Source organism: Paenibacillus sp. BIHB 4019, from assembly GCF_002741035.1.
In the GTDB taxonomy this organism is placed as follows: Bacteria; Bacillota; Bacilli; order Paenibacillales; family Paenibacillaceae; genus Pristimantibacillus.
Map to the genome: position 1 here is coordinate 3,876,471 of NZ_CP016808.1, position 16,160 is coordinate 3,892,630.

14 protein-coding genes are annotated in these 16,160 nt (G+C 48.5%); all 14 read left to right on the top strand.

What is annotated here, in order from left to right; all coding sequences use genetic code 11:
- Positions 1 to 67 precede the first annotated feature (67 nt).
- Entirely contained in the window at positions 68 to 1,264 is a 1,197-nt protein-coding gene (locus BBD42_RS16850; RefSeq protein WP_099519098.1) for a GNAT family N-acetyltransferase, read from the top strand.
- A gap of 682 nt (positions 1,265 to 1,946) precedes the next feature.
- Positions 1,947 to 2,699 (top strand): YveK family protein, encoded by a 753-nt coding sequence (locus tag BBD42_RS16855; protein ID WP_099519099.1) that lies wholly within the window; start codon positions 1,947 to 1,949, stop codon positions 2,697 to 2,699.
- Entirely contained in the window at positions 2,680 to 3,372 is a 693-nt protein-coding gene (locus tag BBD42_RS16860) for a CpsD/CapB family tyrosine-protein kinase (RefSeq protein WP_056041288.1), read from the top strand. Before BBD42_RS16855 ends, BBD42_RS16860 begins: the two co-directional genes overlap by 20 nt.
- 459 nt (positions 3,373 to 3,831) lie before the next feature.
- Positions 3,832 to 4,719 carry a UTP--glucose-1-phosphate uridylyltransferase GalU gene (gene galU / locus BBD42_RS16865; protein WP_099519100.1) on the top strand — a complete coding sequence of 296 codons (888 nt, stop codon included), beginning with the start codon at positions 3,832 to 3,834 and terminating at the stop codon, positions 4,717 to 4,719.
- 68 nt (positions 4,720 to 4,787) lie between these two features.
- Complete coding sequence (locus BBD42_RS16870; protein ID WP_099519101.1) at positions 4,788 to 5,477, top strand: sugar transferase; 690 nt, start codon at positions 4,788 to 4,790, stop codon at positions 5,475 to 5,477.
- Positions 5,478 to 5,735: 258 nt separating this feature from the next.
- The gene (locus BBD42_RS16875; protein WP_099519102.1) at positions 5,736 to 6,674 is read left to right on the top strand and encodes a GDP-L-fucose synthase family protein; all 939 of its coding nucleotides are present in this window, start codon (positions 5,736 to 5,738) and stop codon (positions 6,672 to 6,674) included.
- 221 nt (positions 6,675 to 6,895) lie between these two features.
- Positions 6,896 to 7,903, top strand: coding sequence for a GDP-mannose 4,6-dehydratase (gene gmd, locus BBD42_RS16880; protein WP_099519103.1), 1,008 nt, complete (start codon positions 6,896 to 6,898; stop codon positions 7,901 to 7,903).
- Positions 7,904 to 7,971: 68 nt separating this feature from the next.
- Positions 7,972 to 9,210 (top strand): hypothetical protein, encoded by a 1,239-nt coding sequence (locus BBD42_RS16885; RefSeq protein WP_099519104.1) that lies wholly within the window; start codon positions 7,972 to 7,974, stop codon positions 9,208 to 9,210.
- A 4-nt stretch (positions 9,211 to 9,214) separates the two neighbouring features.
- Positions 9,215 to 10,645 (top strand): oligosaccharide flippase family protein, encoded by a 1,431-nt coding sequence (locus BBD42_RS16890; RefSeq protein WP_172455525.1) that lies wholly within the window; start codon positions 9,215 to 9,217, stop codon positions 10,643 to 10,645.
- A gap of 60 nt (positions 10,646 to 10,705) precedes the next feature.
- Positions 10,706 to 12,028 carry an O-antigen ligase family protein gene (locus BBD42_RS16895; protein WP_099519106.1) on the top strand — a complete coding sequence of 441 codons (1,323 nt, stop codon included), beginning with the start codon at positions 10,706 to 10,708 and terminating at the stop codon, positions 12,026 to 12,028.
- 1 nt (position 12,029) lies between these two features.
- A complete protein-coding gene (locus BBD42_RS16900; protein ID WP_099519107.1) occupies positions 12,030 to 13,166 on the top strand; it encodes a glycosyltransferase family 4 protein in 1,137 nt (378 codons plus the stop codon).
- Positions 13,167 to 13,169: 3 nt separating this feature from the next.
- The gene (locus BBD42_RS16905; RefSeq protein ID WP_099519108.1) at positions 13,170 to 14,339 is read left to right on the top strand and encodes a glycosyltransferase family 4 protein; all 1,170 of its coding nucleotides are present in this window, start codon (positions 13,170 to 13,172) and stop codon (positions 14,337 to 14,339) included.
- Positions 14,336 to 14,902 (top strand): WcaF family extracellular polysaccharide biosynthesis acetyltransferase, encoded by a 567-nt coding sequence (locus BBD42_RS16910; protein ID WP_099519109.1) that lies wholly within the window; start codon positions 14,336 to 14,338, stop codon positions 14,900 to 14,902. The genes BBD42_RS16905 and BBD42_RS16910 overlap by 4 nt, the downstream gene beginning before the upstream one ends.
- On the top strand, positions 14,899 to 16,143 hold the full coding sequence (locus tag BBD42_RS16915) for a glycosyltransferase family 4 protein (RefSeq protein ID WP_099519110.1): 1,245 nt from the start codon (positions 14,899 to 14,901) through the stop codon (positions 16,141 to 16,143). Before BBD42_RS16910 ends, BBD42_RS16915 begins: the two co-directional genes overlap by 4 nt.
- The last annotated feature ends 17 nt before the right edge of the window (positions 16,144 to 16,160 follow it).

Here is a 16,160-nt window from a genome sequence, read left to right on the forward strand (position 1 = left end):
TGGACGAACCTACGCTTGAAAGCCTAAGCGAATAGGGAAAAAGGAGAAAACAAGGAGGCAATTGGAGATGGAGATCAGAGCACTGGAAGCTAAACATTTTGAGGAAAGATTGAAGCTGTCCGAGTATGCCTTTCAATTTAAGCTTTCACCAAGCCAGCGGGAGCAGGACGAGCAAAAATTCCGCCCGGAGCAGGAGCTTGGCGCATTTGATGAGCAAGGGCAGCTGCTTTCGGCGCTTACTTTGCTGCCGCTCGAAATATGGGTGCAAGGCAAGCCGTTCGCTATGGGCGGGCTCGCGGGAGTGGCGACATGGCCAGAGGCGAGAAGGCTTGGCTGTGTAAGCGATTTGCTGAAGCGCTCGCTTGAGTTAATGAAGGGCGCGGGGCAGACGGTAAGCATGCTGCATCCGTTTGCGTTTGCCTTCTATCGGAAATTCGGCTGGGAGATGACGGTGGAACGCAAGGCGTATACGATTGCAGCGGGCCAGCTTCCTCTGCGTAAAGCGACAAGCGGACGAATGCAGCGGCTGGCAGAGGTGGATAGTGCGCTGCTGGATCAGGTGTACGCCAAGTTTGTATCGCGGTATACAGGGACGCTTGTTAGAACATCCGAGTGGTGGGCTCAACGGATACTCAACAAGCCGGGCCATACAGCCGTATATTATAATGCGGACGATGAGGTGGCAGGATATGTGAGCTATCAAATCGAAAACCGTAAAATGACGATTCACGAGCTGGCTGTACCAACAGAGGAAGCTCGCACTGCGATATGGACCTTCATTAGCAATCATGACTCCATGCTGGATGAAGTTACTGTGACGGTGGCGAGCGATGATCCACTGCCATTTCTGCTGCCGGACCCGAGAATCAAGCAGGAGCTGCAGTCTTATTTTATGACGCGGATTGTGGATGCGGAAGCTTTCGTGAGCGAGTATCCCTTCGCTTCCGGCGAGCAGGAAGAAGCATTGGAGCTTGACCTTACAGATGCGCACGCCGAATGGAACAACGGACAATTCCGGTTAACATTTGATGCAGCCGGGTCGGCACGTTTGACGAGAACTGGCGAAGAACAGCCGGGCAGCAAGCAAGCGCAGGCTGTTCCGCAGCTAGCCTTAGATATCCAGACCCTGTCAGCGCTGCTGCTTGGTGGCCGTAAAGCCTCCTGGCTTGCAGAAGCGGGACGGATAACGGGCGATACGGAAGCTGCTGCGCTGCTCGAACGCCGGATACCACAGCACAAGACGTTTTTGATGGACTTTTTTTAAGAGGAGTACCGCAGCATTTACCATAGTTAGTTAGGACGGCAAACAGGGCATGGGACGATATTCGTTCCCATGCCCTGTTTTTTGACGTGGATAATTATAAGCCTTCATTAATAAATAGGAGACGTGGCGATCAGATTAGGGATCAATATACAGGTGTGGTTAACGCTGCTTCAACACGATTATTCCCATCTACCACTTTTGGCCAAAGCCATTAGTCTCAGGACCTTCTATCTACTTTTATATACATATTGTATCGAATTTTGTCTGCAAATCTACCTCGTTATATTTTAAGCTTTTCCTCATCTTCCCTTCAGGAATAAATGTATAAATTCCGCATATAAGTTAGTTTAATTTATGAAAAAGGCCCATTTTCCCTAGAGAATACGGAGTTTTTTAGTGAAAACGCTCTCTTTGTTCGGATTGCGCTTTCAGTTACGTTTTGACGCAATTTTATGAAAATATGTGAAAAAGCTATTGACATGATACGTATTGTATCGTAAAGTTAGGGTTGTAAAAATACATAATGTATCATGCATCGGACGTTAGACGTTGTAGAAATATAGAGAAAGGGTGGATGAGTGACGTCAGTATGTCAGCTAATGAGATGGCTCGACTCTAAGAGACAAGTTTCAGCTTTTTCGAAATAGACAAAGAAATTCGGATAGCCTGTGGAGGGATAAAAGTGGAGTTGAAACAATATATGAAAATCATCCGAAAAAAAATAGGGCTGGTTGCGGTCATTGTTCTTATCGCCTGTGCAGCAGCAGCGGTAAAAAGCTTCTTTTTTACGACCCCTATCTATCAAGCCCATGCCAGGCTGCTCGTCAATCAAACCGCCCTGCCTGACGGCCAATTCTCCCCAAGTGTAGGAACGCTGCAAACGAATATTATGATGATCAACTCGTACAAGGTCATCATAAAATCAGAGACGATACTCAGTCAGGTAACGCAGCGCTATCCCGAGCTGAACATTACACCTGCACAGCTGGCTGGGCGAATATCCGTCTCCTCGGCTGAAAATTCGCAGGTCATGGATTTGCTGATTCGCGATCAATCGTATGTACGGGCCGCGCAAATGGTCAATGCGGTATCCACTGTGTTCAAGGAACAAATTCCCCTCATTATGAAGGTCGACAACGTTACAGTTCTGGATAAGGCGAATGAAGCGGCCGCTGCGTATCCCATTAACAACAATCCCATTTTCGTCATTCTGGTTAGCTTTGTAGCAGCGCTTATGCTGGCGATTGGACTTGTGTTTCTGATTGAGTATTTGGATGACACGTTTAAGATGGAGTCCGAGGTTGAAGCGGTGCTGGGTATTCCGGTCATTGCCTCTGTACCGAAGATGACGAAGGAAGATGTCCGTCCTTCCCGCAAACGTGTATTGAATAACCAAGGGGTAGGTGAAGGGCAGCATGCGACGATTAACCAGTGAGACGAATTTAGTAGCGTTAACGAATCCCAATTCTCCCATTTCGGAAGTTTACCGAACGCTTCGCACCAACATCCAATATGCCGAAATCGACACGCCCAAGCAAATTTTAATGATTGCCTCCTCTCAGCCGGATGAAGGAAAGACGACGACGATTACCAATCTGGCGGTCACGATTGCCCAAGAGGAACGCAAGGTGCTGTTGGTTGATGCCGATATGCGCAAGCCGTCCCTGCATCAGGTGTTCGACAAGCCGAATCGCATCGGCCTCAGCAGTGCCATTTCCAATCAATTTTCGTGGCAGGAGGCGGTCATGGATACGATGGTCGAGCATTTATCGGTCATTACATCCGGCCCGATTCCTCCGAATCCTTCCGAGATGCTTGGCTCAAATAGGATGAAAGCACTCGTGCAGGAGTGGAAAGAGCATTATGACGTGATTTTATTCGATACTCCGCCGGTGCTCGCTGTAACCGATGCCCTTATCGTAAGCGCGTTTTGCGATGGCGTCGTGCTGGTTGTGCTGGCAGGCAAGGTGAAGAAGGAAATGGTCAAAAAGATGAAGGCGAATCTTGATCGCGTTCAGGCGCAAATTGTCGGAGTCGTCATGAATAAAATCAATCCGAAGGACAGCGAGGATATTCAGCTGCAATATTATGAAACAGCAAAATCTTAAGCTGCAAGCCATAGCTTGTTTTTCAAAAAGGTAAACGAATGAGGGAGCCCCCGGCTCAGGTCATGCCTATAACACCTTTATCAGGGTAGGTACTCGGTCACGCTGTGGGTCAAGCGACCTTAGACATGATTGTCGAGGGTGTGATGTGAGGAAGGGTTAAATGCCCTGTTAAAAATAATAGTTATTGCCTTTTGTTATATAGCAGTCAGGTGAAACGGGAGCATCACTGCGTAAAAGGTTTGGCTTACGATCGCTATTGCTCTTGAATGTTCTTGAAATTACTGCTTCAGCGGTAGAAATTCAAGAGCAAAAGCGAACGCTGTAGCTTCTCCAGCTCAAACCTTTTACTCCGCTTGCCCTCTTCACCTGCCTTCTAAAATAAGAGGCAATAACTAGCATTTTTAACTTCTAAGAATGGCATTCATAGATAAAGAATAAATAGGGATAGGGTGATGGAAGATGAAGAAGGTCAAAAAAGCAATCATACCTGCAGCAGGGCTCGGAACACGTTTCCTGCCAGCAACGAAAGCTATGCCGAAGGAAATGCTGCCAATTGTGGATAAGCCAACGATCCAGTACATCGTCGAAGAGGCGGTGGCGTCAGGCATTGAAGACATCATTATTGTAACGGGCAAGGGCAAGCGGGCGATTGAAGACCATTTTGACCATGCGTTCGAACTGGAGAACAACTTGTTCAGCAAAGGCAAGTTCGACCTATTGGATGAAGTCAGGCGCTCCTCCAATGTTGACATTCATTATATCCGGCAGAAGGAAGCAAAGGGGCTTGGCCACGCCGTATGGTGTGCACGCAATTTTATCGGCAATGAGCCGTTTGCGGTGCTGCTCGGAGATGACATCGTCCAAGCGGAAGTGCCTTGCGTGAAGCAGCTCATCGAGCAATATGAAAAAACGCAAAAATCAGTAATTGGCGTCCAGACGGTGGCCGATGATCAGACGGATCGTTACGGCATCGTAGACATTTTAGAAAAATTTGACCGCCTCTATGAGGTGAACCATTTTGTGGAAAAGCCGGCGAGAGGCCAGGCGCCATCGAACTTGGCTATTATGGGGCGATACATATTAACCCCTGAAATATTTGGCTTTCTGGAAAAGCAGGAAGAGGGCGTCAGCGGCGAGATCCAGCTTACAGACGCGATTCAGAAGCTCAATGAGCATCAGGGCGTTTATGCTTATGATTTCGAAGGCATTCGGTACGATGTCGGCGAAAAGCTCGGTTTTATTAAAACGACACTTGATTTCGCCTTGCAAAATCAAGAGCTTCGCGGCCAGCTGCTATCCGTTCTGGAGGACATTTTGGTCAGAGAGCAGCTGATTAAAGCAAACTAGCGCCGCACGCTTGCTATTTTTCCAAGTATTGAAATCGTTATTCTACTATTTAATCGAGGTGATTGCGAATGCCCCCATCCCCGCAGCGCAATGATGCCAGGGCCGTATTGGAAGGCGGTTTTAATGCAAGCTATGAAAAAAGAAAGTCGCTACGCCTCTATTTAATGGCAAAGCGGGCAGTGGATATTATCGGGGCAGCTACAGGCATTATGATATTATCGCCGATTCTGATTCTCGTGGCTGTTCTCATCAAGCTGGAGGACCCGCGCGGCAAAATCTTCTTTTACCAGACGAGGGTTGGACGTAATGAACGCACGTTTAAGATGTATAAATTCCGCTCCATGGTGTCCAATGCCGAAGAGATGCTGGAGGACTTGCTTAGCCAAAATGAAGTAGAAGGCGCGATGTTCAAAATGAAGGAAGACCCGCGCATTACGAAGATTGGCCGTTTTATACGAAAAACGAGCATTGATGAGCTGCCGCAGTTTTGGAACGTGCTGCGCGGAGATATGTCGCTTGTCGGTCCTCGTCCGCCGCTGCCGCGGGAAGTCGAAAGCTACAGCAGCTATGACAAGCTGCGGCTGCGCGTTACGCCTGGCTGTACCGGTTTATGGCAGGTGAGCGGCCGAAATGAACTGAATTTTCATGAAATGGTGGAGCTTGACCTCCAATATATTAAGCAAAGAAGCATTATTTTTGATATTAAAATTATTTTGCTGACTGTTAAGGTGATGTTCGGCTCAAAGGATGCATATTAGGGGCGGGGCTATTAAACCCATATTGTGAAAAGGCTGCATGAAAAAGAAGCTTCGCTGCATGAAAAGCCTGGCTTCCGATCGCCATTGACCCTCAATTTCTTCAATTAAAACCGCATCTGCGGTGGAAATTTCGGGTCAAAAACGAACGCTAACGCTTCTCCAGTCCAGGCTTTTCATTCCGCTTCGTCTTTTTCAACCTCCATTTCAAGAATACAAGGTCTAAAAGCACAGCCCGCTAAAAGGGAGAGGAATAAAGGGATGGAACTAGGAGCTAAAATTTATGTGGCTGGACATCGCGGGCTTGTGGGCTCGGCTATTGTCAGAGCCCTTCACGAGCAAGGCTATCAAAATCTGGTCTGCCGCACTAGCGCGGAGCTGGATTTGCGCAAAAAGGATGAGGTGCTCGCTTTTTTTGAGCAAGAAGCCTTCGACTATGTGTTTCTCGCTGCGGCTAAAGTGGGCGGCATCGTGGCAAACAACGATTACCCAGCCGATTTTATTCGCGATAATTTGCTCATTCAAACGAATGTGATTGATGCCGCTTATCAAACGCGCGTTGGCAAGCTGCTGTTTCTAGGATCTACCTGCATATATCCAAAATTTGCTCCGCAGCCGCTGAAAGAGGAATATTTGCTGACAGGCGAGCTGGAGCCAACGAATGCGCCTTATGCGATTGCCAAAATCGCCGGCATCCAAATGTGCCAATCGTATAACCGGCAATACGGTACAACCTACATTTCAGCTATGCCAACGAACCTCTACGGGCCCAACGACAACTTCGATCTAAAAACTTCGCATGTGCTGCCCGCCCTTATTCGTAAATTTCATGAAGCTAAGCAATCCGGCCAGCCATCGGTGGAAGTATGGGGCTCCGGCAATCCGAAACGCGAGTTTCTTCACTCCGATGATTTGGCGGATGCCTGCATCTACTTAATGCGCCATTATGAAGGCAATGACATCGTCAATATTGGCGTAGGAGAAGATATTTCAATTAAAGAGCTCGCCGAGCTGATCGGTTCTATCGTGGGATATGAAGGCGAAATTACATTCAATACTACCGTTGCTGACGGAACGCCGCGCAAGCTGGTCGATGTATCCAAGCTGAACAGGCTCGGCTGGAAATCCAGCATTACACTGGAAGAAGGTCTGCGATCGGTATATGCCGCGTATCAGAAGGAAGCTCTAGTAAACCACTAATGCAGTAAAAAGTTTCATGAAAAAAAGCGCAGCGAAATGAAAGGATGGAGCTGGAGAAGCGTCAGCGTTCGTTTTTACCCTTGAAATTCCCCCTTTAGGGATCATTTGAAGAAATTCAAGGGTAATGACGATCGTAAGCCCATCCTTTCATGCAGCGCAGCTTCTTTTTCATCACGCTATCAAACCTGCATTTATACAATAATCCCTTTGGAGGAATGAAAATGAAGAGAGCGCTAGTAACTGGTGTAACCGGGCAGGACGGATCATATTTGGCAGAATTTTTGCTGGAAAAAGGCTACAAGGTGTATGGCATGAGAAGAAGAACAAGCACGCCAAACTATGAAAATGTCGCACATATTAAAAATCAGATCGAATGGATTTCCGGCGATTTGACGGATCTTGCTTCTTTGATCGAAGCGGTACGCATTTCCGATCCGGATGAGGTATATAACTTGGCGGCTCAATCGTTCGTAGCCGCTTCTTGGCCACAGCCGCTCGCTACCGCGCAGCTGACGGCGCTTGCGGTTACCAATATGCTGGAAGCCGTGCGCATCGTTAAGCCGGAAGCGCGTTTCTATCAAGCATCCAGCAGCGAAATGTATGGCAAGGTGCAAGAGACGCCGCAAAAGGAAACGACTCCTTTTTATCCGCGCAGTCCCTATGGCGTTGCCAAAGTATATGGCCACTGGATTACGGTCAATTACCGCGAAAGCTTTAATATGTTCGCCTGCTCGGGCATTTTGTTCAACCATGAATCGCCTCGGCGCGGCCTGGAGTTCGTAACGCGCAAAGTAACGGACGCCGTAGCCCGCATTAAGCTCGGTGTGCAAAATGAGCTGCGCATGGGCAATTTGGATGCGCTGCGCGATTGGGGCTACGCAGGAGATTATATTAAAGCAATGTGGCTGATGCTCCAGCAGGATGAAGCGGATGATTTCGTTATTTCGACGGGGGAAATGCACACGGTTCGCGAGCTGCTGGAGGTTGCGTTTTCCTATGTGGGGCTTGATTACAGCAAATATGTCGTCATTGATCCTGAATTTGTACGTCCGGCAGAAGTCGATCTGCTGCTGGGTGATTGCACAAAAGCGAAAGAGCAGCTTGGCTGGGAGCTGGAGGTTGGTTTTCAGCAGTTGATTCATATGATGGTAGATGAGGATTTGAAACGGGTTCGTGCAGAAACAGCCTATAACAACAGCTTGATTGGCGCAGCAGGAGCAGGCGTTTAATAAAAAGCAGAACAGGGCGGCAGAGCAAATCTGCCGCTCTTTATTTTTGAAGAAAGCTGGAGTGAGTGATGATTAAAATTAAACCGGTAATCGAGCATGAAGGCATTTGCCGGCATTGCGGCGTTGTTCTTGCCAACGAACGAGTGCTGTGGCAGGGCATTCATGTATGCGTGGAAGCGTGCTGCCCTGCCTGCGGCGGCGAATATGTGGAGGATTTGAAAGTGGGTCATGCGACGACTTATCCTTATTTAATTGACCGGGCGTCGTACACGCTCAGTGGCCATGAGGAATCCAAAGGCTGGCTCGGCAATCCGCTGCTTCATAGCCTCCAGCATCCAGCTGCTGATGAACAGGCCAGGCTTGAGGTAGAGATTAGAGAGGCTTGCCGTGATGTGGTCATCATTAACTGCATCGACTTTCTCTACGGTCATTCCCTGCTCAAGCTGTTGAACGCTGAACGTGAACGTATCGAAAATCCGGACATTGGCATCATCGTCCTCGTGCAGTCGTTTATGAAATGGATGGTACCGGATTATGCAGCTGAGGTGTGGACGGTCAATGTGCCGCTCTCCAAGGCGCAGCAGTTTTATCCACAGCTGGATGAGCAAATTTCAGCGCAATGCGAGCGTTTTGAGCAGGTTTTCGTCAGCAGAGCGTATTCGCATCCGAGCCGGTTCAATATTGAGCATTTTACGAAAATGCGTCCGTTTCAGATGGAGGAGCCCCAGCCTGGGCCGACGCGAATTACTTTTATTTGGCGTGAGGACCGGGTATGGCTCGATAATCCTTATGTCATTAAAGCGGCGAAGCGCTATAAGCTGCTGCGCATGCTGCTTAAGCCGATTATTTGGTCGCAGCGCAACAAGATCGTCAAGCTTTTCAGCAAAATTAGAAAGCAGGAGAAGGACGTCAAGTTCAGCGTAGTCGGCCTTGGACGCTCCTTCGCTTTTCCGGATTGGATTGATGATTGCCGTGTAAGCAAATTCAATCTGGAAGCGGAGCTGAAGGCTTGCGAGATTTATGCATCCAGCGCGGTCATTGTCGGGGTGCACGGTTCCAATATGCTGCTGCCCTCCGCGCTTGGCGGCATGGTTGTTAATTTAATGCCGGCGGACAAATGGGGCAATTTCGCCCAGGATATTTTGTTCACGGAAGAGAATAATCGCATTTCGGCGTATATGTACCGTTTTCTGCCTTTGGAAACGAAAATTAAGGTGCTGGGCAAAATCATTTCCAGCCAAATATCCGGCTTTACACATTATCACGATCAAATGAAGGAAGACATTATGATGAGTAGGAATGGGTAGGCTTATGGGCAAAATAAAGCAAATCTTGCAAGCGAAGGACCATCCGTTCTGGGTCATTATCCAGCAGTTTGTGACGAAGGTGCTGACGGGCGTCAAGTTTCTCATTATTGCCCGCATGCTCGGTCCGGCTGAGATGGGTTTGGTCAGCATTGCGCTCGTGAGCCTTTCGATTATTGAGCTGCTCACGCAGCTTGGCGTCATGGAAGGGATCATTCAGAGGAAAGAAGACTTGAACCATCAGCAGAAAAATGCGCTTTGGACGATGATGCTGGCAAGAGGCGTAGGCATCAGCCTCGTACTGCTCATAACCGCGCCTTATATTGCGCAGTTGTTCGGCGAGGGGCGTGCGACGTCCTTGCTGCTGCTGGCAGCGGGCGTTCCGCTCGCAACCAATGCAGTCAGCATTAAATGGTATGAGCGAATGCGCCATAAGGATTTTCGCTCGACGGGCATTTTGCAGCTGATTACGATTATGCTGGATTTAAGCTTATCCGTCATGCTCGTCGTTGTGCTGAATTCGCCAATTGGCGTCATCGCCGGCCAGCTTATCGCCCAGTTGTTCCGCTGTACGGCTTCCTTCGTCTGGTTCAAGGATATGCCGAAGCTGAGCCGCGATATGGGCAGCATCGCCGATATACGCAAATACGGCAAATGGATTTGGGCAAACAGCATTTCGACGCTTGTTCTCTACCAATTGGATAAGGTTATTGCCTCCCGCTTTCTGGGAACGACGATGCTCGGTCTATACCAGACGTCGCAGAAGCTCAGCCAAATGAGCATCAGCGATGCGTCTTATGCGCTAGGGCAATATTTTTTTCCGGTGCTTTCCAAGCTTAATCGGGAGGATCATAGCCAGCTAAAGGTGCAGTTTATGCAAATGCTGCTGCTTATCCTATCTTTTTCGGCTGTAACCTCTGCGTATTTTTATTTGAATGTAGAATGGCTCGTCGAGCTGCTGCTTGGTAAGGAGTGGCTGGATATCGCTCCGCTGCTGGGGCTTATGCTTGTAACGGCCAGTCTTGCAGGCGTCATGAATGTTGCCGTTGTTCTCCTTCGCGCAGTAGGCAAGCCGAGGATTGTTACCTTAACCTCATATGTACAGCTGGCCATTTATGTGCCGCTGGCGATTGTTGGCGTCGTTTATTTTCAAGTGTATGGACTAATTGCTGCGAGTTTGATTGGTACGCTGGTTACGACGCTGGTGCTGCTGGTTTATTCCTTTATGACGCTGAAAGCGGCGCCGCGCAAGCAAGATTTCAAAAAAACGATCTTTCCCATTGCTGTGCTGCTTGTATTTTATGCCCTGCATGTATGGGCAGGGGGAATGGGCCTATTAATTGCTTCAACGCTCATTTATGTTGCGCTTGTTATTACGATCGCCAAGAGTCTCAAAGGCGCTGAGCCGGAGAAAAAACAGCTTGCTTTAGGCGCTTAAGCTTCTACTTTTACTTCTTTTTCGGGTATCCATATTAACTCCAACAATAGAGGTGCGCTTATGCAAAACAGCCTGATTAAAAGCGCCGGCAGCTTCAATATCGCTATCTTCCTGATTGCTCTTCTGCCCGTCACCAACATTATTAAAGGCGGGTCGGGGACAGTCTCACCCGTTATGGATATTACGCTGTTAAGCTACATTGCGCTGTATATCATTTGTTTTTTCAAGGTCTTGTTCCACCATGCACCTATCCATTTTGTGAAAAGCGACTTTATTACGTTGTTCTGGAGCGCGGTAGTCCTTATAAGCGTGCTGTATTCGGAATACACCGTGTTTGCAATTGGCAAAATGTCGCGATTTATTTTGTTTAGTGTCGGGCTGATGCTCATTTCCCGAATTGTGATGCAGACGAAGGAAGATATCGACAAGCTGCTAGCGTATATTTTGTACAGCTGGTTTGGAGTTGAGTTGTATATCATCATTGACTTTGTGCTGTCGGGTGCGCCTCTCGGGCGTTATGCCTTCTTTAATGTGCATCCGCTGCCGATGGCGATGACGGGTGTTGTTGTGCTGCTGCTTGCTTTTATTCAGCTATTGCAGCAAAAAATAAACAGCCTGCTGGCGATTATTATTATTTCCTCGAGCTTAATGTGCATCATTATTAGTGCCTCACGTGGGCCGCTTGTGGCGCTGCTGCTTACGCTAGTTATGCTGCTGCCGCTAATCTTGCGCAAATTAAAGCTCAAGCTGCTCGTTACGCTTGGTTTTTCGGTTGTGCTGCTGTCGCAGCTGCCGTTTGTTAAAAACCAATTTGATTATTTCTACAATCGCCTGATGAATTCAGCCGGAGATGATGACCAGTCGGGGATGAGGCGTTATTTTATCCAGGACCTGTATATGGACTCTTTTTACGATAATCCGCTGCTGGGGGCGGGCATTAACGGCGTTACGCCTGTCGTGTCCTCTCACAATATGTTTATTGATGTGCTTGGCGAAAATGGCGGTGTGCTGTTCCTCATTTTGGTCGTGATGGTCGCGCTGTTTATTATTGATTTTATTAAGACGATTTGGGTAGCGGCCGATTATACGAAAATTATTCTGGTCTCGCTATTGATGCTGAATTTATGGAGTTTGCAGTTCAGTTGGAGCTATACGGAAAATAAATATTTTTTCGTTATTTTGGCGGCGTATTTTACGTACGGCCGGATAATGAAGTCTACAAAAAAAAGTGCAGGCTCAGGTGCTGCCCCAGATCCACAGTCAGACCAGACGCAGCCAGCAATTTCGAATAATAGTTTGAACAAGAGCCTAGGCTTGAACAAAAATTTGGGCCTAAATCTGCGTGCTATAAATTCAGCTGTACTTCAGAAAAAGGGAGATTGATATGAACAAGGTACTTCTTCTAACCAATACGATTGCGCCCTATCGCATACCCGTATTAAACAAGCTGCATCGTGATGACAATACGAGCCTGACGGTCTGGTATTTGGAGGAGAAGGAGCAGAATCGCAAGTGGGATATTGATTATGGCGAAATCGAATATGCGTACAAATGTCTGCCGGGCGTCCATGCTTTTATTCAAAAGCTGGATATGGGCGTTCATATTAATCCCGGCATTTTTTGGCGGCTGATGAAGCATAATCCCGATGTCGTTATCACCTCCGGCTACGATTCGCCTGGCTATTGGTCAGCGCTGTTTTACAGCAAGCTGTTCCGGAAGAAATTTATCGTCTGGTGGGGCAGCACGCTGGAAAGCAGCCGCGTACAGAATAAACTGGTGAACACGGTGCGCAAAGTGTTTTTCAAGCTAACGGATTCCTTTATTACATATGGGACACAGTCAGCAGAATGCCTGGAGTATTACGGCGTCAGCAAGGATAAAATCGTCATTGGCTACAATACGGTGGACATTCGATTTTTTCATAAAAAATATACCGAGCATAAGCAGAGCAAGCTGCGCAGCGATGAGGGGCCGATCAAGCTGCTTTTCATTGGACAGTTGATTGAACGCAAAGGTCTCGCGCAAATTATTGATGCCATCCAGCAGACGCATAGCGATGCGGCCTGGCAGCTGACCATTGTCGGCTCCGGTCCGGATGAGCAGAAGCTCAAGGCACGTGTAGAGCAATATGGGCTAACGGGGCAGATCAGCTTCGAAGGCTATAAGCAGAAAAATGAGCTGATTGGATATTTGGTGGAAGCCGATTGCCTGATTTTCCCTTCCTTAATCGAGGTGTGGGGGCTCGTCGTCAACGAGGCGTTAAGCACGAATACGTTTGTCCTGGCGTCCAAATACGCGGGAGCAACGAAGGACATTATCGTCGATAAGCAAAATGGCCTCATTATTGATCCGCTTGATCCGCAAAACTTAAAGGAATCGATGGACTGGGTGTTCGCAAACAAACGGTATATTCAGTCGAGCTGGAAGCTGAAGTTTGGGCTGTGGCGCAAAATGCACCCGAATTATTATGCCAGAGCCGTATCATCTGCCGTAAACCGGGCTTTGTCAACGGAGGGATAGAAAGTGGAAAATATTCTTTATATTCAGCCGTATGCAAGCCATGTCGGCGGTGTGGATACGGTGCTGCTGCAGCTGGTTCAAGGTCTGGATCAGGCGAAATACAAGCCTTATGTGGTGCTGCCGGAATGGAGCCCTTATGTGGAGAAATATGAGGCGAGCGGAGCAACGGTGCTGTTCGCAGCTCTTGCCGTCTTCGGCAAGCCGACCGATGCGCTTTATTATTTTCGCAATATGGTTATGCTTGTAAAATCGATGCGGGCACTGCGAAAAATCGTCAAGCAGTATCAAATTAAGCTTATTCATTCGCATAAAATGGAAGTCATTGGCGGCAATATTGTCGGTAAAATGCTCGGTATTCCTACGCTGCAAACCGTTCATGAGCTGCCTAGAAAGCCGCTGATCGCCTATAAATTTGTCGGCTATCTGGACCATCTGTTCAATGACCGCATTATCGTCTTATGCGAACGCAGCAAAATCATGTTTCAGTGGGGCGGCCATACGTCAAAGAAGCTGATCAAAATACATAATGGCATTGAGGTGATCGCGCCCTCCGCGACCCCCGCGCTTAGTGAAACGGCCCACAGCCAGCTGCGCGAGGAGCTGAATTTGGCCGAGACAGACCGCATCGTCATTACGGTGGCAAGGCTGTCGCCGATGAAAGGCATTGAATATTTGCTCAAGGCTGCGCACTTGATGAAGAGGAAGAAAGTCGAGCAAAACCTGCATTTTGTCATCGTAGGCGATGTTGCCTTCGATACGGATCAGGAATATAAGCAAGGCTTGCTTGCTATGGCCCTGCAATATAAGCTCGACAATGTGCATTTCCTCGGCATGCGCAGGGATGTTGCCGATTTGCTGCAGCAGGCGGATTTGTTCGTGCTGCCGTCAGTCTATGATATTTTTCCGACGGTGCTGCTGGAAGCGATGGCGGCTTCGCTGCCGATCGTAGCGACCGATGTTGGCGGCGTGCCAGAAATGCTGAATGGGGCGAACGGCCTGCTTGTGCCGCCGCAGGATGAGCTGGCGCTTCAAAAGGCGATAACGAGCATTTTTGAACAAAATTACAAGCTGATGGGGGAAGAAGGCTATTCGCTGCTCCAGCAATCCTTCACCCGGGAGCAATATGTGAAACGAACGACGGCGGTTTATGAGGAGTTGTTGAACATCGGATGAAAAATCTCATTCGCTTGGACCAGTATGAGCAGGCTGGCTATTCAAGGGGCAGAAGCGGCGCTTATGTTTTGTTATGGTGGCTCATTCAAGGCACGCTGTTCCGGTTTTCCCTGCACAATATGTATGCGTGGCGAAGCTTTCTGCTTCGTCTGTTTGGCGCGAATATCGGCAAGGACGTCTTAATTCGCTCAACGGCCAAGTTCACGTATCCCTGGAAGGTCAGCATTGGCGATTTTTCCTGGATCGGTGATCATGTCCAGTTTTATAGCTTGGATGAAATTGTAGTGGGCAGCCACTGCGTCATTTCGCAAAATGCTTATTTATGCACAGGCAGCCATAAAATCAATGATCCAGCTTTTTCGCTGGAGGTTCGGCCGATTGTTATTAAAGACGGCGCTTGGGTGGCGAGCGATGTATTCGTTTATCCCGGTGTCATCCTGCATGAAATGGCCGTTGCGGCAGCAAGAAGCACGGTGCTGAAAAGCATCCCGGCCAATGAAATTCATGCCGGTTATCCGGCGCAATATTTAAGAGAGCGATTCGCGAAAGAGGTCATGGCATGAAGCCTAATATCGTATTCGTAATAAATTATTTTTATCCGGATTTCGCTTCTACGGGGCAGCTGCTGACGGAGCTGTGCTTATATTTGCAGGATGATTTCAACATCACGGTCATCGCGGCGCAGTCCGAGCAGGGCGAGAAGGAAGCGGAAGCTGCGGGTGACAAACGGCGGGTCGTCTATGACCAGTTAGAGGACATTCAAATTATTCGCATTCGTCTGCCTAAGGTAGATAAAAGGAACAAGCTGAGTAGGCTGCGTTATATCGCATCCTACTTTTTTCATGCCAATATTCAGCTGCTGAAGCAGAAAAAGGTTCATTTTATTTATACGATATCGCAGCCGCCGATTTTGGGCGGATTGATCGGAACCATTGGCAAGACGCTTAAGCGCTCCAAGCATATTTACAACATTCAGGATTTCAACCCTGAGCAGGCAGCAGCCGCAGGCTATATGAACAATAAAGCGGTGCTCGGGCTGGCGCGCTGGGTGGACACCCTGAACTGCAAATACGCCGATCATATCATTACGGTTGGCTATGACATGCAGGATACCCTTCTTAAACGTTTTGCCAGCCGGAGAGTGACGGACAATACGGTCATTAACAACTGGACGAATGAAGAGGAAATTATTCCGCTATCCAAGGAGCATCCACAGGTTCAAGCGTTTCTTCGCGAGCATGATTGGCAAAATAAATTCGTTATTATGTATTCAGGAAATTTAGGCCTGTATTATGACTTGGAAAATTTGGTTGAGCTTGCGAGCCGGTTTCGGGATTACCCGAATGTTATTTTCGCCTTCATCGGCGAAGGCGCTGTAAAGAAGCAGATGCAGGATTATGTGCAGCGGGAGCGGCTCGCGAACGTTGCCTTTTTGCCTTTTCAGCCGAAGGAGCAGCTCAGGTATTCGCTTAATGCGGCGGATGTGCATCTCGTCGTGAACCAGAAGGGCATCAAGGGCGTGTCGGTTCCGAGCAAAATTTATGGTGTCATGGCTGCAGGCAAGCCGGTTCTAGGTGTATTGGAGCAGGGCAGCGAGGCGCACCGGATTATTGAAGAGAGCGGCTGCGGCATCGTGGCGGAGCCGCAGCAGTACACGGAAATTGCGCGAAAGCTGAATGCGATGATTGAGCTTGGCGGCGCGGAGCTGGAGGAGCTGGGGCTCAGTGGCCGGGATTATTTGGAGGCGCATTTGCGCAAGGAAATATCGCTTAATAAGTATCGCAAGCTGCTGCTTTCAATATAAGAATGGGAGGAATCCAT